At 71.4% G+C, this 18979-nt stretch carries 18 protein-coding genes; 9 read left to right on the top strand and 9 right to left on the bottom strand.

Features of this window, described 5'->3' with window-relative positions; all coding sequences use genetic code 11:
- Positions 1-64: 64 nt before the first annotated feature.
- Positions 65-994 carry an AraC family transcriptional regulator gene (locus tag LRS74_RS01855; RefSeq protein WP_277739292.1) on the bottom strand — a complete coding sequence of 310 codons (930 nt, stop codon included), beginning with the start codon at positions 992-994 and terminating at the stop codon, positions 65-67.
- A 104-nt stretch (positions 995-1098) separates the two neighbouring features.
- On the opposite strand from LRS74_RS01855, the gene LRS74_RS01850 reads away from it, so the two are divergent.
- Both LRS74_RS01850 and LRS74_RS01845 read left to right on the top strand, forming a co-directional pair.
- Positions 1099-2013, top strand: coding sequence for an MBL fold metallo-hydrolase (locus LRS74_RS01850; RefSeq protein ID WP_277739291.1), 915 nt, complete (start codon positions 1099-1101; stop codon positions 2011-2013).
- 129 nt (positions 2014-2142) lie between these two features.
- Positions 2143-2607: a GNAT family N-acetyltransferase gene (locus LRS74_RS01845; protein WP_277739290.1), complete on the top strand. Its 465-nt coding sequence runs from the start codon at positions 2143-2145 to the stop codon at positions 2605-2607.
- 78 nt (positions 2608-2685) lie between these two features.
- On the opposite strand, the gene LRS74_RS01840 is transcribed toward LRS74_RS01845, so the two are convergent.
- The 3 genes from LRS74_RS01840 to LRS74_RS01830 all read right to left on the bottom strand — a co-directional run bounded on the left by LRS74_RS01840 (position 2686) and on the right by LRS74_RS01830 (position 6705).
- Positions 2686-3729 (bottom strand): alcohol dehydrogenase catalytic domain-containing protein, encoded by a 1044-nt coding sequence (locus LRS74_RS01840; RefSeq protein ID WP_277739289.1) that lies wholly within the window; start codon positions 3727-3729, stop codon positions 2686-2688.
- Between the two features lie 430 nt (positions 3730-4159).
- Entirely contained in the window at positions 4160-4627 is a 468-nt protein-coding gene (locus tag LRS74_RS01835) for a MarR family winged helix-turn-helix transcriptional regulator (RefSeq protein ID WP_277739288.1), read from the bottom strand.
- 221 nt (positions 4628-4848) lie between these two features.
- The gene (locus tag LRS74_RS01830; RefSeq protein WP_277739287.1) at positions 4849-6705 is read right to left on the bottom strand and encodes a DNA/RNA non-specific endonuclease; all 1857 of its coding nucleotides are present in this window, start codon (positions 6703-6705) and stop codon (positions 4849-4851) included.
- A gap of 477 nt (positions 6706-7182) precedes the next feature.
- Between LRS74_RS01830 and LRS74_RS01825 the strand changes: the two genes are divergently transcribed.
- The gene (locus LRS74_RS01825) at positions 7183-7641 is read left to right on the top strand and encodes a hypothetical protein (RefSeq protein ID WP_277739286.1); all 459 of its coding nucleotides are present in this window, start codon (positions 7183-7185) and stop codon (positions 7639-7641) included.
- Between the two features lie 66 nt (positions 7642-7707).
- On the opposite strand, the gene LRS74_RS01820 is transcribed toward LRS74_RS01825, so the two are convergent.
- From LRS74_RS01820 to LRS74_RS01810, 3 genes are all read right to left on the bottom strand, one after another.
- Positions 7708-8139: a PPOX class F420-dependent oxidoreductase gene (locus LRS74_RS01820; RefSeq protein WP_277739285.1), complete on the bottom strand. Its 432-nt coding sequence runs from the start codon at positions 8137-8139 to the stop codon at positions 7708-7710.
- Positions 8140-8286: 147 nt separating this feature from the next.
- Positions 8287-9108 carry an SDR family NAD(P)-dependent oxidoreductase gene (locus LRS74_RS01815; protein WP_277739284.1) on the bottom strand — a complete coding sequence of 274 codons (822 nt, stop codon included), beginning with the start codon at positions 9106-9108 and terminating at the stop codon, positions 8287-8289.
- A 447-nt stretch (positions 9109-9555) separates the two neighbouring features.
- The gene (locus LRS74_RS01810) at positions 9556-10140 is read right to left on the bottom strand and encodes a TetR/AcrR family transcriptional regulator (RefSeq protein ID WP_277739283.1); all 585 of its coding nucleotides are present in this window, start codon (positions 10138-10140) and stop codon (positions 9556-9558) included.
- A 105-nt stretch (positions 10141-10245) separates the two neighbouring features.
- On the opposite strand from LRS74_RS01810, the gene LRS74_RS01805 reads away from it, so the two are divergent.
- Complete coding sequence (locus tag LRS74_RS01805) at positions 10246-11103, top strand: class I SAM-dependent methyltransferase (protein WP_277739282.1); 858 nt, start codon at positions 10246-10248, stop codon at positions 11101-11103.
- A 55-nt stretch (positions 11104-11158) separates the two neighbouring features.
- On the opposite strand, the gene LRS74_RS01800 is transcribed toward LRS74_RS01805, so the two are convergent.
- Positions 11159-12781, bottom strand: coding sequence for an FAD-dependent monooxygenase (locus LRS74_RS01800; protein WP_277739281.1), 1623 nt, complete (start codon positions 12779-12781; stop codon positions 11159-11161).
- A 101-nt stretch (positions 12782-12882) separates the two neighbouring features.
- Between LRS74_RS01800 and LRS74_RS01795 the strand changes: the two genes are divergently transcribed.
- From LRS74_RS01795 to LRS74_RS01775, 5 genes are all read left to right on the top strand, one after another.
- Entirely contained in the window at positions 12883-13536 is a 654-nt protein-coding gene (locus tag LRS74_RS01795; protein WP_277739280.1) for a TetR/AcrR family transcriptional regulator C-terminal domain-containing protein, read from the top strand.
- Positions 13537-13849: 313 nt separating this feature from the next.
- A complete protein-coding gene (locus LRS74_RS01790) occupies positions 13850-14347 on the top strand; it encodes a cupin domain-containing protein (protein WP_277739279.1) in 498 nt (165 codons plus the stop codon).
- A gap of 39 nt (positions 14348-14386) precedes the next feature.
- Positions 14387-14695 (top strand): antibiotic biosynthesis monooxygenase, encoded by a 309-nt coding sequence (locus tag LRS74_RS01785; protein ID WP_277739278.1) that lies wholly within the window; start codon positions 14387-14389, stop codon positions 14693-14695.
- A 179-nt stretch (positions 14696-14874) separates the two neighbouring features.
- Positions 14875-15432: a PadR family transcriptional regulator gene (locus LRS74_RS01780; RefSeq protein WP_277739277.1), complete on the top strand. Its 558-nt coding sequence runs from the start codon at positions 14875-14877 to the stop codon at positions 15430-15432.
- Positions 15433-15539: 107 nt separating this feature from the next.
- On the top strand, positions 15540-17261 hold the full coding sequence (locus LRS74_RS01775; protein ID WP_277739276.1) for an acyl-CoA dehydrogenase family protein: 1722 nt from the start codon (positions 15540-15542) through the stop codon (positions 17259-17261).
- Between the two features lie 86 nt (positions 17262-17347).
- Here LRS74_RS01775 and LRS74_RS01770 read toward each other — a convergent pair whose 3' ends face one another.
- Complete coding sequence (locus LRS74_RS01770; RefSeq protein WP_277739275.1) at positions 17348-18955, bottom strand: MFS transporter; 1608 nt, start codon at positions 18953-18955, stop codon at positions 17348-17350.
- Positions 18956-18979: the final 24 nt, after the last annotated feature.

Here is an 18979-nt window from a genome sequence, read left to right as displayed (position 1 = left end):
GAAGCCCGCCCGCCGGGACCTCGCTCGCCACGGCGCATGTGGGGAGCGACCACAGGAGTGGCCGTCAGATCGCCGGCCGCCGTCCGGAAGCCGCCGCCCGGTACTGCCCGGGGGCGGACCCGAACTCCCTCTTGAAGGCGTGCGAGAAGGCGTACGGGGTGCCGTAGCCGACCCGGCGCGCGATGGCCGCCAGCGGGTCCGTGGTGTCGCGGAGCTGGGCGGCGGCGAGGGTGAGGCGCCACCAGGCGAGGTACGCCATCGGAGGGCGGCCCACCAGGGTGGTGAACCGGCGGGCCAGAGTGGGGCGCGAGACGCCCGCCTCGGCGGCCAGACGGTCGTTGGTCCATGCCGCGGCCGGCTCCGAGTGGATCGCCCGCAGCGCGGCGGTCGTCACCGGATCGCCCAGGACGGCCGGCCAGGACCCGGTGGCGTCCTCGAGCATCCAGGCACGGATCATGTAGACGAAGAAGAGGTCGAGCAGGCTGGGGACCACGACGCACGACCCGGGCCGTCGTTCGTCCAGCTCACGGCCCAGCAGGTCGATGGCGGCGCGGAGTTCGGGGTGGCTGCCGATGCGGTTCGGCAGGTGGACGACCGTCGGGAGCTCCGACATGAGCGGGTGGACGCGACTGCGATCCAACCGGTACTTGCCGCACAGCATCGCCACCGCCCCGCGCACGGCTCCGGGCTCGCGCGACCACCTCTCGCCCTCCCAGCGCTCGAACGGCACCGCCCGCTCCACGGTCGCGGCGTCCGCCGGCGAGTCGGCGAGCACATGCCCGGTGCCGTGCGGCAGCAGTACCGCGTCCCCGGTGCCGAGTGAGACCGGGGCGCCGCCGTCGGGGAGCAGCCAGCAGCTCCCCTCCAGCACGACATGGAAGCCCGCGCCCTCGTACGGGGCCAGCCGGGTGCACCAGCTTCCGCTCACCCGCACCCGGTGCGAGGACGGTCGTCCGACGCGCACGGCCGCGATCGCGTCGCTCACCACATCCATCGGGCCAGGGTATCCCCGATCGGATCGGCCATGAGACGGACGCGTATTCAGCGGACCGGATCACGCATTGAGCGGCTCATCCGGCCTTCCCTAAGGTCGAGTGCATGATCAATGAAGGCGTGCAGAGCATCGTGCTGGGGGATGTCGAGATCACCCGAGTCGTCGAGTGGGGAGGGCCGTTCGCACCGGCCCTCGACATCGTTCCGGAGTCCGGGGCCGAAGTGTGGAAGGACAACAGGGACTGGCTGGCGCCGGAGCACTGGGATCCGGACAGCGACGCGGCGGTGGCCGCGCTGCAGACCTGGGTGCTGCGCAGCGGTGGACGGACCGTCCTCGTCGACACCGGCGTGGGCAACGGCCGTGAGCGGCCCGACTCGCCCCATTTCCATCACCGGCAGGGCGACTTCCTCGCCCGGCTGGCGCGGGCCGGCGTACGACCGGAGGACGTCGACGTCGTCGTCAACACCCATCTCCACGGGGACCACGTCGGCTGGAACACCGTCGACGCCGACGGCGAGTGGGTGCCGACGTTTCCCAACGCCCAGTACCTCATCCCGGCCGCCGACGACTTCCACTTCGGCCCGGACAACGCGTATGGCGACGGACTGCGGGAGGACGACCGGCTGATCTACGAGGACAGCGTCGCGCCGGTGCACCGTTCCGGACAGGTGGTGCTGTGGGACGGCGCCCACCGCGTCGACGAGAACCTCGTCCTGGAGTCCGCTCCCGGTCACACCCCCGGATCCGGTGTCCTGCGGCTCGAGTCCGGGACTGATCGGGCGGTCTTCGTCGGCGATCTGCTGCACAGCCCGGTGCAGATCCTGCGCCCCTCCTGCAACAGTTGTTTCTGCCTCGACGCGCGGCAGGCGGTAGCCAGCCGCCGCCGGATCCTCGAACGGGCGGCGGCCGAGCGGGAACTGGTCGTCCCCGCTCACTTCGGCGGCGCGGGCGCGCTGGAAGTGCGCAAGCACGGCGATGGTTTCGCCCTCGGACCGTGGGCGGCGTACACCACGCGGTAGGCGTGGCCCGGCCCGGGCGGGCGCGGGGCGTCCGGCGCGGAGTCGAGCCCGTCTTCCGCATCTCCGTCGTCCGCGTCTTCCGCGTCCGCGGCTTCGACACCGCACGGTCCGCTGACCACCGACCGCCTCGTGCTCCGACCCTGGAGCGCGGGCGAGATCGCCGCGGTCCTCGACGGCACCGGGTCGGCCCACTGGGCGGACGACTTCCCCGCCGAAGGCGACCGAGTGATCGCGGGACTCTTCGAGCAACACCCCGCCTGGCTGGGCGAACACGGCCACCGACTGATCATCGAGCGTGACAGCGGCCTGGTGGTCGGCTCGATCGGCCTGTTCTGGCCGCCGAGCGAGGGAGCCGTCGAGATCGGATACGGCATCGGGGCCTCCCGCCGCGGCCGGGGCTACGCCTCGGAGGCCACCCGGGCTCTGGCGGACTTCGCCCTCACGGCGTCGGACGTCCACACCGTGGTCGCCAGCGTGGAGCTGTCGAACCCGGCATCGGTCCGCGTGTTGGAGAAGGCGGGCTTCCACCGATGGGCCACCGAGGGGAACCTGGCCCGCTTCAGGACCGCACGGCCCGACCGCCGCGAGCGGTGACCTGAGTGGGGCCGGCGCCGTGTCGCCGGCCCCACCGCGGCCGCGGAACCGCGCCGCCGGAGGGGCGTACGACCGAGGTCAACGGCCGGTGGTGAGGACCATGCGGAAGCGGGCCCGGCCGCTGGTCATCCTGGCCACCGCGGCGGCGGTCTCCTCCAGTGGCATCTCCTCGATCCAGGCGCGCACCCCGCTCTGGGCGGCGAAGCGCAGGGTGTCCTGGGTGTCGACGGCGGCACCGGACGAGTGGCCGTAGATCTTCCGGTCCCCGGTCAGCAACTGGAAGGCGGTGACCTTGAGGTGCTCGGGCGCGACGCCGACGACGATGAGCTCACCGCGGCGGCCGAGCCCGTCGATGGTGGCGCCCATCGCGGCGGCGTCCGTGACGGTCGCCAGGACCACCTTCGCCCCGCCCAGCGCCCGCAGGGCCTCGGCGACGCCACCGGCGGTGCTGTCGATGTACCGGGCGGCGCCGAGCCTGTGCGCCAGCGCCTCCTTCTCCCGGCCACGGGCGACGGCGACGGTGTGGAAGCCCATCGCATGGGCGAACTGGACGCCCAGATGGCCCAGTCCGCCCAGGCCGAGGATGGCGACCGTGTCACCCGGACGCGCGGCCGAGCGACGCAGCGCGTTGAAGACGGTGACGCCCGCGCAGGCCAGCGGCGCGGCCTCGGCCGCGGTCAGCTCGTCGGGGATCGCCGCCAGGGCCATGGCGGGCACCACGACCGAGTCGGCGTAGCCGCCCGGGTAGGCCACACCCGGGATCGACACCTGGGGGCACAGCACGGCGTCGCCCTCACGACAGGCGTCACAGCGCCCACAACTCCCGCCGTACCAGCCCACCGCGACCCGATCGCCGATCCGCCAGCCCTCGACGCCCTCGCCCAGGGCGTCGATCCGGCCGGCGATCTCGTGGCCCGGCGTGACCGGGTACGTCGTCCCCGGCAGGAACCCCGCGCTGATCAGCAGGTCGGAGTGGCACACCCCGCACGCCTCCACGGCGATCCGCACGGACCCCGGGCCCGGCTCCTGCCGGGCGACCTCGACCAGCAGCGGTGTGCCGCCCGGCGCGGAGATCCGCACGGCGCGCGACGCCCCGCCGGGAGGAGCGGTGGAAGCAGGCATGATCAAACCCTTCGTCGCGGCGCGAGGGCCGGGGCGCAGGCCGGCAGGCACTGACTCATCCGGTTCTGAGCGATCTTCAGCGATGACGCGCGGATCTGCACGGTCCGCCAGTCCGACGATAAGCGGGCCCCGGCTCACCTCGCACCCGCGCATGACGCCGGATGCCGCCCGGGTCGGCGTCCGAGAGGCCCCGGGCCGGCGATCAGCCGATGATCGGCGGAGCGGATCTGTAGTACAGTAGATCTTGCGACGCCGCCCCGAGGGGCGGGGTTCGATGCGTCGGTCGTCTAAGGAAAGATGCTCGTCTCCAAACGAGAGATGTAGGTGCAAGGCCTGCTCGGCGCTCCAGGACGTGAGGCCCTCCCCGTGGTTCGGGGAGGGCCTCACGCGTTCCCCGGTGGCGACGCGCCCCTGGCCGGTCCGGGTCCGGTCAGGCCGGGGTGTCGCCGGTGTTGTGGATCATCCGCTGGAGTACCCGCAGGGTGGTGACGTAGTCGGCGTCGTCGATGCCCTGGTGGATGCGGTCGCGGATGGCGGGGGTGTGTCGCTTGAGGTCGGCTCGGGCCGACTCGCCCGGCTCGGTGATCCACAGTCGTCCCGCGTCGTCGCGGGTGAGCCAGCCGCGCTCCAGGAGGACGTCCGCCTCGGACTTCAGGTCGTCTTCGGGCCTGAGGTACGAGCTCATGGCCTGCTGGAGTTCGGGGAGGGTCATGCCGTGGCCGTCGGGGGAGAGGTCGTTTCGCGACAGGTTGCGCAGCAGCCAGTACTGGGGCTGGGTGAAGCCGAGTTCCGCCTGTCGGGCCCGGGTGAACGCGATGAGGGCCTCGTAGGCCAGTCCGGTCCAGTAGGCGGCCGGCTGGCCGGCGAGCTCGGTGTCGGACATCTGGTGGGTGGTCATGGTGCCGCTCCCCGCTTCGCGTGGTTGGTCGCTGGTGTGAGCACCGTAAAAGATGAAGTTAAGTTGAAGTCAAGGCGATGGGCAGACCCCGCCCGGCCGCGCACGGGGTCGCCACTCGGGTCCCATGGGGAACCGGCATCCGCCGGCTCCCCGGGCGCGCCGTGAGTTCCGAGGTCCCACCGCGGTTCCGGCGCGGCCGCCCGGGGTGCGGGATCGATTCTTCAGTGCCACTGGATGTCGGCGAGACTTCGGAGGGGCTCCCTGTCCTCGAGCGCTTCGGGCACCACGAGGGTGTCCGCCTGGTGCAGCACGGTGGGGAAGCGGAGCCGGCCGCGCGCCTCCACCTCGCCCAGGTTGACCTGGAAGACGAGGAACTCGTCCAGCTCCAGGGCTTCGAGCTGGTTGAGGTTCTGTGTGAGCAGGAACGCCTTGGCCTTGAGCACACCCTGCTCGGAGAACGCGATGACCTTCCAGAACTCCCGGGGGATCCGCACCCCACGGAAGAGGCGGTCGTCGTCCTGGAAGACGGGCCCGCCGAACGCGCTGACCTTCAGGTCGTCGACCTCGACGTCCTCGAAGATGGCGTCCTCCAGCTTCCCCCACAGCCCGCCCTTGTTGCTCTGGTTGAAGTCCTCCATCTGCGGGGTGATGTTGGTGAAGAAGAACGAATCGGTGTTGGCCACCTTGGCTTCGGCCGGACTGCCCCACAACAGGTCGGCACGGCGTGCGATGTGTCCGCGGTCGAGCCGTCTGGCCCCGTACACCTCGTTGCCCACCTGGACTTCGGCCGGCAGACGCTGGTCCTTGACGAACTTGATGCCGTTGCGGCTCAGTCGCTTCAGCGAACCACCGTCGATGTTCCAGCCCACCCAGAACGCGAAGCGCCGTGAGGTGCTGTGCGCCAGGGAGAAGTGCACATACGGGATGATCTCGGAGCCGTTGACCTTGACCGCGTCGTTCACGATGGCCGCGTTGAGCTTGGGGGGATCGATCCGCTTCACCAGGAAGTCCGGGTCATAGCCGGTGATGACCTCGGCCGCTTCGAGCGCCGGGGGCGCCAGGCTGATCTCCAGCTTCTCGAAGACCGAGCGGGGGATGCAGGCCAGCGCGTGCTCGTCGGGACTGTTGGCGCTCTCGCCGCCGAAGTGGAGGCCCGCCATGACGTTGCTGGGCTTCCCGCCGCGCGTCTTGAACATCCACACCGAGCCCGAGTCGCCGCCCAGGCTGACCTCTCCGTCCCCGGGCGGGTTGTCGGGGTCCACGCCGACCTCGAAGCCGCCGATGGTCTGCGTGCCGACCCCCGGCCCGTAGTCGAGCATGATGAGGGTCTCGATACGCCGCACGATGCCGTGGGTGACACCGGTGGTGCGACCGCTCTTGACGACCTTGTCGTCGAGCGCCGGTTCGCCCAGCTCCTTGGGAACGACGCCGAGTTCATGGATCTCGGGGTCGAAGCCCCGGTTCTCGATCGTCGCCACCGCACAGTCCCCCGCCATCCCCAGATGCGACCGCTTCACGGTGCCGACACGGTTGCGGGTCACCCGGTTGTCGTCATGCGGGCCCGGTTGGGCGACGTCGTCGCCCAGCGTGCCGCGCCGGCCGTGCAGGACGTGCCAGTTGCTCAGGATGTAGGGCGTTCCGTCGTTCTTGTCGAAGACGATGGCGCCGATGGTCCCCGCCGAGGACTTGACGTGCGCGACGCTCGCGCCGGGCATGATCGGGTCCAGACGCTTCTTGCGGTCCGGGATCTCCGGCTCCGGAACCACGTCGAAGTGGGTCTCGTAACGGCGTTCGATGACATCGGTCGGCACCGCGACGCCGTCCACGGTGATCGAGTCCGGGAGTGGGGTGGTCCCCAGCGCCCGCATGCCCTCCGGTGCCACCTTTCGGTCGACCGTGAACTGGAGCGAGATCTCCTTCTTCCGCCGCCCTCTCTTCTCCTTGTAGCCGATGCCGATCGATGACACGTTCGGGTCCTGGAGGTAGCCGGGCCCCTGGGTCCGGATGAACCGCCTGAGCGACTCGATCAGCTTGTCCGGTCCGGGGGGAGACGTAGCGCTCCGCTTCTTGGTGGCCATCGAAAAGAATCTCCCTCACAGAGCCGACGTCACGGATTGCTTCGATCTGGAGCGGCGGGACGGCACGGGACGTGACCCCGCTCGACATGGGGATCTATCCATAGGTTTCGGATCATATGAGGAAAGGTGTGAATCGGCTTCTCGTGGCGACGGGGCCACGCGTGGCGCCCGGGGTGGGGCCACGGCGATCGACGGCAGGATCACGCGCGACGCCGGCGGGCGCCCGACGAACTACGGCGGGGCCGCGACGATCGACGGCAGGCGGCCGTGACGAACGGGGGCGACGAGGGCAGCGAGGGGTGGAGCCCCCCGAACGGCCGCCGAGCGGATCGCCCCAACGGATCGCCCCAGCTCGGATGGGGCGGTCCCGCTCTCGCCATTCGGCTCGGCTCGGGTGTCAGACCCGGAGGGCATCATGGGGCTCGGCAGACCCGACCGCCCTGTCCAGTCCCAGGCTCACGTCCCCCGGGAGGACGTATGACCCACACCCTGCCGGGCTTCCACGCGGCCACCGGAGACGAGAGCCCGTCCGACCAGAGCCCCGATGCTCGCGCGGCCGCCGTACACCAGGCCCTGGCCGGGCTGCGGCAGATTCGAGCACTGATGAACCCGCAGGCCGGCAGGTCGGTGTCGGTGCCCGCCGAGTGGGAGCGGCTGCGGCCTGTGCGCGCCATCGCCCTGGCCCTGGAGGCGGCCCGGATCCCCGCCTCGGTCGTGGCGGCCGACGGCCGGCGCACGGCCACCGGCTACCGCGTGAGCCGCGACGAAGGGGCCGTCCGCGTGGAGTGGCTCGGCCCACCCGGCAGCGGGGCCGTCTACGAGCAGCACGAGCAGCTCCAGCGATGCGCCCGCGCGCTGCGGGACCTCGGCTGGCAGACCCTGGAGTACCGCGGGGCGCGTCGCCACCGCTGGTTGGAGGTCGAGGCGCCACCGTGAACGCCTCGTGCCCGCGAGCGCGCGGGCACGAGAAGCAAGGGCTCCGCAGGGATATCCGACGCGTTGTCAGCGGAGCTTGGCGCCGTACACGTGGTCCACCGTCATCGTCATGAGCACCCTGCGGTCCGCGACCATCACCGAACGGTACTCCTCCCAGTCCGGGTGCTCCCCGGCGGCGAGGCGGTAGTAGCGCACCAACGCCTCGACCTCGGGGCCGTTCGGGTCGGTTCCCGGCCCGGTGAGCGTCGCCATGCCTTCGGCGGTGGCCCAGGCCCATCCGTCGGGGCTGGTGACTTCCAGCGTGGCTCGCGGGTCCCGACGTAGGTTCACCGTCTTGGCTCGCCCTTCGGTCATCGAAACGTGGATGACGTCGGCTTCCTGGTCGTAGAAGGGCATGACGGGGGAGAGCTGGGGGCGGCCGTCGGACTTGATGGTCGCCAGGACGCCGAGTCGGCTCCCCGCGAGCAGCGCGCGCGGGTTGAAAGGGGTCGCGGTCATGTCTGAAGCCAAGTCCGAGCGGGCGCCCGCTATTCCCGGCGTCGGAGACCGATACGGAGTCACGGACCAGGCGCGCGGGCGCGCCCAGTCGGTTCCCCCGCCCCGCGGGGTGCCCGCTCGAGCTGGACGGCAGGCTCCGACGGGATGTCAGCCCGGCACCATGCGGCTGAGGGTTTCCCAGGCCCGGTACTGCTCGACGCGGGCCCGGTCCATCTCCTGGACGAGGTCGAACGATCGGCTGCCGACGATCAGGCGGCGCGGCGGGTCCGGCAGCGCGGCCAGCTCCATGACGACCTCGGCGGCGGTGCTCGGGTCGGGGCCGGCGTCGTCTCCCCACATCTCCGCCAACTGGGCGCGTAGCGCCGCGTACATCGGGTCGGACGAGGTCATCGTGGTGCCGGCGGTGAACAGTCCGGTGGAGTAGCCGCCCATCTGCACGATGGTGACCTTGATCCCGAACTGCTCGACCTCCATGGCGAGGGCCTCGCTGACGGAGTCGAGTGCCGCCTTGCCCGCCCCGTAGAAGCCGACGGAGGCCATGCCGCCGCCGGTGCCCATCGAGGTGACCTGGAGGATGTGTCCCGAGCCCTGGGCGCGCAGATGGGGGACCACGGCCTGAGCCACCCACACGGCCCCGAAGAAGTTGACGTCGAGGTGGCTCCGGATCTGCTCCTCCGTGGCCTCCTCCACCATGCCGTACAACAGGCCGCCGGCGTTGTTGACGACGACATCGAGACGACCGAAGGCCGCCACCGCCCGTTCCACCGTCTCGAACACGGCTTGGCGATCGGAGACGTCCAGGGTGAGCCGTACCAGCGTGTCCGGGTGCGCGGCCGCCAACTCGGCCAGTGGCTCGACATCGCGGGCCGCGACGACGACACGCTCCCCGGCGGCCAGCGCGGCCTCGGCGAAGGCGCGGCCCAGGCCACGGGAGCCGCCGGTGATGAACCAACACTTGCCACTGGTCATGGAATCCCGCTCCTTCGACACATGGCGTATGAGTCGAGAGCCGCGGGTGTGCGGCGGACCTCGCCCGCACATCGCCCCGAGACAACGCGACGAACCGTTCCGTCTCGCAATAGGCTAACTGATCTTCATGCCCCAGGCCAGGGGGATCCTTTCGGCGCTTACGGCCCCGCCCATTGGAGCCATGTCGAGGTCGGGCGGCGGATCACCCTGCACGAGGACCGAACCGTGTCCGGTACGGCGACCGTCCTGGAGGTCCGGGCTCCGGCGACCACGGCGCCGTCCGGCTGACGTTTCCGTCCCCCTTCTGGCGCTCTCGCCGGTGAACGACCTGTCGCCGCCGCGTGCGCCCGAGCGGGGCGGCCTTGCGCGTGCCACCCGAGCGGGGCTGCCTTGCGTGTGCCGCCCGAGCGGGCGGCCTCGCGTGTGCGGTTCGGGTCTGGCGTCCGCTCAGGGTGCGTCGACGAGCGCGTGGATGAGCCGCTCGACCTGGGCCCCCGGGTCCGGCAGGCCCGCCCAGCCGGTCATCAGCAGATGGTGCAGGGTTCCCACCAGGGCCAGCGCCACGCAGTCGGCGTCCACTCCCGGCCTCACCCGCCCCAGCCGCTGCTCTGCGGTCAGGTAGCCCTGGATCGCCTCCTGGATCAGGCCGAAGCCCGGAGCGCCCGCCTGCCAGGCCTCGCGGACCCGCTGTGCGGCCCCCGGCCGGGTCACCGCCAACCCCACGACGCCCGGGTCCAGGGTCAGCACCGCCGACGCCACCGTCGCGAGGTTCTCGGCCACCACTCCCGTGCCGGCCTGCCCCGGCAGTGCTTGCGCCAGCGCTGCCGTGCGGGCGAAGCGGTCCAGGACGAGTTCGGCGACGAACATGTCCAGCCCCGCGAAGTGCGTGTGCAGCACCCCCTTGGCGCAGCCCGCCTCGTCGGTGACCGCCCTGCTGGTCAGGGCGGCGGCGCCGTCCCTGGCCACGACGCGCTCCGCGGCGTCGAACAGGCGCTCACGCAGATCGGGAATGGCTACTCCACGCGGTGACATCAGATCCCTCCAGAACTATGGGCGTTGCCAGTATGGGCATACGCCCATACTATTTGGGCACCCGCCCATTCTAGGGCGTCGCCTACTCCGCAGGAGGTCTTCCGCATGCGCGATTTCGCCAACACCACCCAGGCGCAGGCATGGAACGGCTACGAAGGGGCCCACTGGGCCGCCCACCAGGACCGCTGGGACGCCGTGAACGCCGGATTCAACCAGCCCCTGCTCGACGCCGCCGCCATCCAGGCCGGCGAACGCGTCCTCGACATCGGCTGCGGCGCCGGGGCGACGACCCGGCTGGCCGCCCGTGCGGCCGGGCAGGGCCAGGCCCTGGGTCTGGACCTCTCCGCGCCCATGCTGGAGCGCGCTCGGGCCCGCGCCGCGCGGGAGAACATCCCCAACGTCTCCTTCACGCACGGCGACGCCCAGGTCCACCCCTTGCCCCCGGCCGGCTTCGACATCGCGATCAGCCGCTTCGGCATCATGTTCTTCGCCGACCCGGTCGCCGCCTTCACCAACATCGCGACCGCCTTGCGGCCCGGCGGCCGCATCGCCTTCCTCAGTGCCGCCGAGCCTGAGGGCAACCAGTGGCTGGAGGCCCTCGCCGCGCTCGGCGACATCCTGCCGCTGCGGGGCTTCGGCGCGCCCGGCGAGCCGGGCATGTTCTCCCTGGCCGACCCGGGCACCGCGACCGACCTGCTCGCCCGGGCCGGCTTCCGGGACGTGCGCGCCGAGCATGTCGAGGCCCACGGAACCTGGGGCCGTGACGCGCAGGACGCGACCGCCTTCCTGTTGGACTCGGGCCCGGTGCGACACCTCATGGGACAGGCCGACCCCGGCACCAGGGACCGCGCCCGCAGCCGCCTCACCCAGTGGCTCCGCCCGTATGAGACCGGTGACGCCCTTCGGCTCCGCGGCACCGGCTGGCTCCTGACCGCCACCGCGCCCGCACCCGCCGCGGGGTGATGTCAGGGGGGCGCGCCACGGCCCGGCCTCCACGGGTTTCGTCAGGGGGCTGACGTCACCGGGTGACCTCAGGGGTGGGCCGGTTGGCGGCCGCGGGTGGGCCGAACCAGGTGGCGAGGGCGGTTCGGAGGGCGATGGTGTCAGGGGCGGCCTCGGCAGCCGCCACCCAGGCGACATGGCCGTCGGGGCGGATGAGGAGCGCGGCCGGGGCGGTCACCTCGCCGACGGACGGGACCGCCCAACGGCCGTCCCCGCACTCGGCCGTCACCGGGTCGACGCGATCGGCCCAGCCCGCGACGGTGTCCCTCACCTCATCCCGATCGACCCGGCCCGCGACGGCGTCCGCCACCTCGCCCCGATCGGCCCGGCCCGCGACGGCGCCCGCCCTCTCGCCGTCGCCGCGGAGGTCGAGCAGCACGGGGCGGGCGGCGTGCAGCAGCTCGAAGACGCGCGTGGCGCCACCGGCGGTCTTGAGCTCGACGTCGGGGACCCGGCGGCCGACCAGCGGGTGGCCGTCGCCGAACGGATACCGGATGTCCAGCGCGGTGATCATGCCGCCGAGATGCCGATTGACGTCGTCGAACTCGATGAGCGACGCGAGCACGTCGCGCAGTGCGTCGGTCTGCGCGCCCGGGCGTGAGAGCGCCGACTGCGCCCGGGTGTTGTGCAGTACCCGCTCCGCCACGGGGTGACGCTCGGCGTGGTAGCTGTCCAGAAGGGACTCCGGAGCCCGGCCGCGCACCACCGAGGCGAGCTTCCAGCCCAGATTGACCGCGTCCTGCACCCCCAGGTTCAGCCCCTGGCCGCCGGCGGGGTAGTGGATGTGCGCCGCGTCGCCCGCCAGCAGCACCCGGCCCGCCCGATACCGCTCGGCCTGCCGTGCGGCGTCGCCGAACCGGGAGACCCAACGCGGGTTGTGCATGCCGAAGTCGGTGCCCGCCACCCTGAGCAGCGACTCCCGCAGCCGCTCGGGCGTCACCGGCCGCTCGCGGTCGGGGAGCCGGTCGTACTCACAGGTGATCACCCGGTACCAGCCCGGCTCGAAGGCGATCACCGAGTAGTCGCCCTCCGGGCGCCGCCGCATGAACACGGTTTCCCCGGGTGGTTCGGCGAGTTCGACGTCGCCGAGCATCGCGCTCAGCGTCGCCGGGGTGCCGGGGAAGTCGATGCCCGCCAGCTTGCGTACCGCGCTGCGCCCGCCGTCGCAGCCCACGAGGTACTGGGCGCGCAGTGTCGTGCGGGACGCCTCGGGCGTGCGCAGCTCGACCTCGACACCGGCGCCCTCCTGGCGGATCCCGGTCACCTCGGCGGACCAGCGCACCCGTACGCCGAGCTCGGTGGCCCACTCCTCCAGGAGACGCTCGATGGCGGTCTGCAGAATCATCAGCGATTGGCGGTGCCTGGTCTCGAACCGGTCGAAGTCCAGCCATAATCCGGAGAAGTGGCCTATCGAGCGCGGTGTGCCGGCCGCCAGGAAGCGGTCGAGGACGCCCCGCTGGTCCAGTACCTCCATGGTCCGGGCGTGCATCCCGCCGGCGCGTGACTCGCCGGCGCGTTCGGCGAGCCGATCGACCACCACCACGTCGACGCCGGCCAACCGCAGTTCACAGGCGAGCATCAGGCCGGTCGGTCCGGCCCCCGCGATCACCACATCCGCCCGTGCGTCCAGGTCGGTCATTCGTGTCCCCCTCCTTCAGGGCGTGCATGTCTCTAACGCCGTTAGAGACTTCCTCTAACGATGTTAGAGTGTCAAGTGGTCGAAGAGAGTGGGGGAGTGGAATGAAGATCAACTCTGAGCTGATCGCCCGGACGTCTCTGCGACTGCTCAACGACGCCGGCCTGGACGGCCTCACCATGCGCCTGATCGCCCAGGAACTCGGCGTGCGAGCCCCCACGCTCTACTGGCACATCAAGAACAAGCAGCAGTTGCTCGACGCGATGGCCACCCTCGTCTACGTCGAGGCGGCCGAGCGGCTGGAGCCGCCCCGGGGTGACCTGGACTGGGCCGACCGGCTCGCCGACTGGGCCAGGCACCTGCGACGGGTGATGCTGAACTACCGCGACGGAGCACGGGTCCTCGCCGGCACCTATGTGAACCACCCGGCTGTGCAGGGGGTGTCGGAGCAGAACCTGCGCACCCTGCTGGACGCGGGCTTCACGCTCGGCGAGGCGGCGCACGGCTTCACCGCGGTCCTGCACTACACGATCGGCTACACCATCGAGGAACAGGCCCACTCCAGCGCCGCGTACGGCGACGACAACCCGTACGCGCCCGAGCGGATCGCCGACGGCATCGACGCCGAACGCTTCCCGCTCACCGCACGGGCGGCGGGCGACCTCCTCGGTCTGGCGGGCGACGCGAGCTTCGAGCAGGGGCTGCGCATCGTCCTCCGTGGCATGCGCGCCGTCAGGGCCGAGGAGGGGGGCGGGTGACCCTTCGGGGATTCTGCCGCCGGCCGAGCGCTCGCCACACGGCTACCGCGTCTACGCTCCGCGCCATGCGGCGGCCTCCCATGCCACCCGCCCGCATCACACGGGCGGGAAGCCGTGGGCCGCGGGTGGGCCACCCGCCCGTCGAGCCACCCGCCCGTCGAGCCACCCGCCCGTCGAGCCACCCGCCCGTCGAGCCACCCGCCCGTCGAGCCACCCGCCCGTCGAGCCGGGCGCCGGCGGGCCGGATTGACCCATGTGTTCTCACCCGCATTGCACCCGATGGGGTGGTCACTTTCTCCCTAGAATGATCATCATGAACACGCAGAAGACCTTCGCCCCGATCCTGACCCGCGCCGCTGACGCCGAGACCACGAGCGACCCGAGCAGCGTGATGACTCTGCTGGCCGACTTCGGAACCGCCGGCAGCCCGATCACCAGCTACCGTTCCACCTTCGCGAAGGGCGCGGTCGGTGCGCCGGCGCACTTCCACACCCGGGCCTCGGAGATGTTCTTCGTGATCGGCGGCTCGCTCGAGGTGCTGCTCGACGAGGAGCTGACAGTCCTGGAAGCGGGTGACTTCCTGCTCGTTCCGCCGCACACCCCGCACGCCTTCGCGGCGGCCCCCGGCGCCGAGGCCGACGTCCTCTTCGTCTTCACCCCGGGCATGCCCCGCTTCGACTATCTGCGGCTGCTCGGCCGGGTGATGCGCGGTGAGGCGAGCCCGCAGGAGATCAAGGACTCCTCGGAGCTCTACGACAACCACTACGTCGACAGCCCCGTCTGGCAGCGCGCCCTCGCCGAGCGCGCCTGAACCGACCAGGTCACGCACCGAGAACAAGGGGACTCGGGAATGTTCGCAGTGATCTACCGGTGGCGGCTGCGCCCGGGCAAGGAGGAGCAGTTCGTCGACGGGTGGCACCGGGTGACCCGGGCGATCCACGCCCAGTGCGGCAGCTACGGGTCGCGCCTGCACCAGGCGGACGACGGCACCTGGGCCGCCTACGCCCGCTGGCCCGACGCCGAGACGCGGGAGCGCTGCTCGACCCCCGACCCGGAGGGCCTGGCGCTGATGCGCGACGCGGTCGAGGAGTACTTTCCGGAGACCCGGCTGCGGATCGTCGACGACCTCCTCGCCGAACCCGCTCCGGGCATCGGCTAGCCCGGCACGGACACGGCGGCCGTTCGCGTTCGCCGTGGCCGTGGCCGTGGCCGACGGCGCGCCGTGCTGGCGCGCGTCGGCCGGCCCCGCGGCATGATCCCGCCCGAGCGGGGGTGAGCCGTGTCTCACCCGGGCGGGGCCTCTTGTCTATGCAACGAGTTGCATAGAAGGATCGCGGCATGGCGCTCGAGCACGCGATTCTCGTCTCCCTGCTGGAGAAGCCGGGCTCCGGCTATGAGCTGGCCCGGCGGTTCGAGCGGTCCATCGGATACTTCTGGACCGCCACCCATCAGCAGATCTACCGCGTTCTCAAGCGCATGGAGAGCGACGGCTGGGTCGATGTCCGTGAGGTGCCGCAGCAGGGCAAGCCGGACAAGAAGGAATACTCCGTCGCCGACCTCGGGCGGGCCGCCCTCTCGGAGTGGCTGCATGAGCCGATCGAGCTGGAGAGCGTCCGGCACGACCTCGCCGTGAAGATCCGCGGCGCGGCGTTCGACGACCCGGCCGCGTTGATCCGCGAGGTCGAGCGGCACCGCCAGACGCACACCGACCGGCTCGCGAAGTACCTCGCGGGGGAGCGACGGGACTTCACCGGACCCGACGCACCCCCGGCACCCACCGCCGGCCAGGAGCTCCAACACGTCGTGCTGCGCGGCGGCATCGCCTACGAGCGGATGATGCTCGCCTGGCTCGACGACGTACTCGCCACGCTCCACCGGCTCCGTCCGGAGCGCTGAACCGGCGCTCGCGGGCCGCCTCTCCGTCCGGTCGGCGTCGCACGGCCCCGGCCTGCCCGAACCCTTCATGCCCATAGCCGCACCCTCATGCCGGAAAGGGAACCTCCATGTCCGACCCGCTGCTGTTCAACCCGCGCACCTACGACCCGGCCCACTTCGACCCCGAGACCCGCAGGCTGCTGCGCGCCACCGTCGACTGGTTCGAGGACCGCGGCAAGCGCAAGCTGATCGATGACTACCGCTCGCGTGCCTGGCTGGCGGACTTCCTCGCCTTCTCCGCCAAGGAAGGGCTGTTCGCGACCTTCCTCACCCCGGCGTCCGCCGCCGACGGACAGCAGGACAAGCGCTGGGACACCGCCCGGATCGCCGCCCTCAACGAGATCTTCGGTTTCTACGGACTCGACTACTGGTACGCGTGGCAGGTCACCATCCTGGGCCTCGGCCCGGTCTGGCAGAGCGAGAACGCCACCGCTCGGGCCCGCGCCGCTGAGCTCCTCTCCCAGGGCGAGGTGTTCGCTTTCGGGCTGTCCGAGAAGACCCACGGCGCCGACATCTACTCCACCGACATGCTGCTGGAGCCCGACGGCGACGGCGGCTTCCGGGCCAGCGGCTCCAAGTACTACATCGGCAACGGCAACGCCGCCGGGCTCGTCTCCGTCTTCGGCCGCCGCACCGACATCGAGGGCCCGGACGGCTATGTCTTCTTCGCCGCCGACAGCCGCCACGAGGCGTACCACCTGGTGAAGAACGTGGTCGACTCGTCGAAGTACGTCAGCGAGTTCCGCCTGGAGAACTACCCGGTCGCCGCCGAGGACGTTCTGCACACCGGCCGCGCCGCCTTCGACGCCGCCCTCAACACCGTCAACGTCGGCAAGTTCAACCTCTGCACCGCGTCCATCGGCATATGCGAGCACGCGATGTACGAGGCCGTCACCCACGCGCACCACCGCATCCTCTACGGCCGCCCGGTCACCGCCTTCCCGCACGTGCGCCGCGAGCTGACCGACGCCTACGTCCGCCTCGTCGGAATGAAGCTGTTCAGCGACCGCGCCGTCGACTACTTCCGCACCGCCGGCCCCGACGACCGCCGCTACCTCCTCTTCAACCCCATGACGAAGATGAAGGTGACCACGGAGGGCGAGAAGGTCATCGACCTGATGTGGGACGTCATCGCCGCCAAGGGCTTCGAGAAGGACACCTACTTCGCCCAGGCGGCCACCGAGATCCGGGGACTGCCCAAGCTGGAGGGCACGGTCCACGTCAATCTCGCGCTGATCCTGAAGTTCATGGGCAACCACCTGCTGAACCCGGCCGAGTACGCGCCCGTGCCGACCCGCCTCGACGCGGCCGACGACGCCTTCCTCTTCCAGCAGGGACCCGCCCGCGGCCTGGGCTCCATCCGCTTCCACGACTGGCGCCCCGCCTTCGACGCGTACGCCGAGGTGCCCAACGTCGCCCGCTTCCGGGAGCAGGCGGACGCCCTCTGCGACTTCGTCACCACCGCCGCCCCCGACCAGGCGCAGAGCCGCGACCTGGACTTCCTGCTCGCCGTCGGACAGCTCTTCGCGCTGGTCGTGCACGGCCAGCTGATCCTGGAGCAGGCCAAGCTGACCGGCCTCGAAGGGGACGTGCTCGACGAGCTGTTCGCCGTCCTCGTCCGCGACTTCTCCGCGTACGCCGTCGAGTTGCACGGCAAGGACTCCGCCACCCCGGAGCAGCAGAGCTGGGCGCTGGGCGCGGTCCGGCGGCCCGTCGTCGACGAGGCCCGCTCGGCACGTGTCTGGGAGCGCGTCGAGGCACTGGCGGGAGCCTACGAGATGGCGCCGTAACCCCGAGACCGCCGCGGCCGGGGTGGGCCGGTACGCCCGCGGGCGGGGCGGTGTGCCCCGCCCGCGGGCGGTGGAGTCGATACCGGCTACGGGGCCAGAGCCGGCTCCTGCCGGGACTCGGCCGGCGTCTCGTCGCCGGCCTCCCTGGCGCCGGCCGCCCGCCGCGGGGCGTCGACCGTGCCCTCCGCGGCGTCGGCCGGGTTCCCCGGGCCGTCGGCCGCGCCCTCCAGGTGCTGCTTCGGCCGCGCGGGCAGCGCGGACATCAGGAGGAAGATGACCGTGAGGACCCCGATGACCCACCACAGGGAGTGCTGGAACGCCTCGGTGAACGCGTCTCCCGCCGCCTGCCGCCCGCCGGTGATGTCGCCCTCGTCGACCGCGGCCAGGAAGACGACCGAGACCAGCGCCAGCCCCAGCGCGTTGCCCATCTGCATGGTGGTGTTGATGAGGCCGGACGCCGAACCCGCATGCTCGCGCGGCACCTCCGAGAGCACCGCGTCCGTCAGCGGCGCCACGATCAGCCCCATCCCGGCCCCCATCACGAGCAGCGGGAGGGCCATCTGCCAGGAGTCGATGCCGGTCCCGTACCGTCCGGCCTCCCAGATGTACAGCAGCAGACCGCACACCATGGCCAGCGCACCCGTCTGGAGGACCTTCCGGCCGAACCGCGGCACCAGCTTCTGCACCGAGACGCCCGCCGCGACCGAGACCGCCAGGGAGAACGGGATGCCGGTCAGGCCGGCCCGCAGCGCGCTCCAGCCCAGACCGATCTGCATGTAGAGCGTCCAGACCAGGAAGAAGATGCCGCACGCGACGCCGAACGCCAGCTGGACCGCGATCCCGGCGGCGAAGCTCTTCACCCGGAACAGGCCGAGCTCCACCAGCGCGGAGCCGTCCTTGCGCGTCTTGTGCCGCTCGTACGCCACGAACAGGCCGAGGACGACCAGGCTGCCGGCCATCGAGACGAAGCCCCACGCCGGCCAGCCGAGCTCGTGGCCGCGCGTGAGCGGGTAGACCAGCATGAGCAGACCCAGGGTGACCAGCGCCACCCCGACCAGGTCGAGGCGCAGCGCCGAGGGCGCCTTGGACTCGGTGATGTACTTCCGCCCCAGCAGCAGGCCGGCTATGCCGACCGGCAGGTTGATCAGGAAGATCGGTCGCCATGCGAGACCGAAGAGGTCCCACTGGGTGAGCAGGGCGCCCAGCAACGGGCCGGAGACCGAGCCGAGCCCGACGATCGCGCCGAACATGCCGAAGACCTTGCCGCGCTCATGGGCCGGGAAGGTGGCGTGCACGATCGAGAGCACCTGCGGAACCATCAGGGCGGCCATCGCGCCCTGCAGGATGCGGGCGCCGACGAGCATCTCCGGGCCCGCGGCCAGGCCGCACAGCGCGGAGGCGATCGTGAAGCCGCCGATGCCGAGCAGGAAGATCCGCTTACGGCCGTGGATGTCGCCGAGCCTGCCGCCGGTGATCAGCCCGGCCGCGAACGCCAGGGCGTACCCCGCGGTGATCCACTGGATGGCGCTGAAGGAGGCGCCGGTGTCCTCCTGGATGCTCGGGATGGCGATGTTGACGATCGTGACGTCGACCAGGTCCATGAACGCCGCGGTCATCACGATGGCGAGCGCGAACCAACGGCGCCGGTCGGTCACGGGCGCGGGTGCGGGCACGACGGGGCTTGCTGAAGTCATGGCGATGACGTTAGGTCCGATGTA

The organism is Streptomyces sp. LX-29, assembly GCF_029541745.1.
In the GTDB taxonomy this organism is placed as follows: domain Bacteria; phylum Actinomycetota; class Actinomycetes; order Streptomycetales; family Streptomycetaceae; genus Streptomyces.
Note: the sequence above shows the minus strand (reverse complement) of the source record. Positions and strands in the feature narration are given on the sequence as shown.

Coding starts and splice junctions, on each gene's coding strand:
- LRS74_RS01810 (WP_277739283.1), bottom strand. CDS start 10,140: ATGTCACCGCGTGGAGTAGCCATTCCCGATCTGCGTGAGCGCCTGTTC.
- LRS74_RS01770 (WP_277739275.1), bottom strand. CDS start 18,955: ATGACTTCAGCAAGCCCCGTCGTGCCCGCACCCGCGCCCGTGACCGAC.
- LRS74_RS01840 (WP_277739289.1), bottom strand. CDS start 3,729: ATGCCTGCTTCCACCGCTCCTCCCGGCGGGGCGTCGCGCGCCGTGCGG.
- LRS74_RS01850 (WP_277739291.1), top strand. CDS start 1,099: ATGATCAATGAAGGCGTGCAGAGCATCGTGCTGGGGGATGTCGAGATC.
- LRS74_RS01780 (WP_277739277.1), top strand. CDS start 14,875: ATGGCGCTCGAGCACGCGATTCTCGTCTCCCTGCTGGAGAAGCCGGGC.
- LRS74_RS01825 (WP_277739286.1), top strand. CDS start 7,183: ATGACCCACACCCTGCCGGGCTTCCACGCGGCCACCGGAGACGAGAGC.
- LRS74_RS01800 (WP_277739281.1), bottom strand. CDS start 12,781: ATGACCGACCTGGACGCACGGGCGGATGTGGTGATCGCGGGGGCCGGA.
- LRS74_RS01805 (WP_277739282.1), top strand. CDS start 10,246: ATGCGCGATTTCGCCAACACCACCCAGGCGCAGGCATGGAACGGCTAC.
- LRS74_RS01790 (WP_277739279.1), top strand. CDS start 13,850: ATGAACACGCAGAAGACCTTCGCCCCGATCCTGACCCGCGCCGCTGAC.
- LRS74_RS01785 (WP_277739278.1), top strand. CDS start 14,387: ATGTTCGCAGTGATCTACCGGTGGCGGCTGCGCCCGGGCAAGGAGGAG.
- LRS74_RS01815 (WP_277739284.1), bottom strand. CDS start 9,108: ATGACCAGTGGCAAGTGTTGGTTCATCACCGGCGGCTCCCGTGGCCTG.
- LRS74_RS01775 (WP_277739276.1), top strand. CDS start 15,540: ATGTCCGACCCGCTGCTGTTCAACCCGCGCACCTACGACCCGGCCCAC.
- LRS74_RS01855 (WP_277739292.1), bottom strand. CDS start 994: ATGGATGTGGTGAGCGACGCGATCGCGGCCGTGCGCGTCGGACGACCG.
- LRS74_RS01835 (WP_277739288.1), bottom strand. CDS start 4,627: ATGACCACCCACCAGATGTCCGACACCGAGCTCGCCGGCCAGCCGGCC.
- LRS74_RS01795 (WP_277739280.1), top strand. CDS start 12,883: ATGAAGATCAACTCTGAGCTGATCGCCCGGACGTCTCTGCGACTGCTC.
- LRS74_RS01830 (WP_277739287.1), bottom strand. CDS start 6,705: ATGGCCACCAAGAAGCGGAGCGCTACGTCTCCCCCCGGACCGGACAAG.
- LRS74_RS01820 (WP_277739285.1), bottom strand. CDS start 8,139: ATGACCGCGACCCCTTTCAACCCGCGCGCGCTGCTCGCGGGGAGCCGA.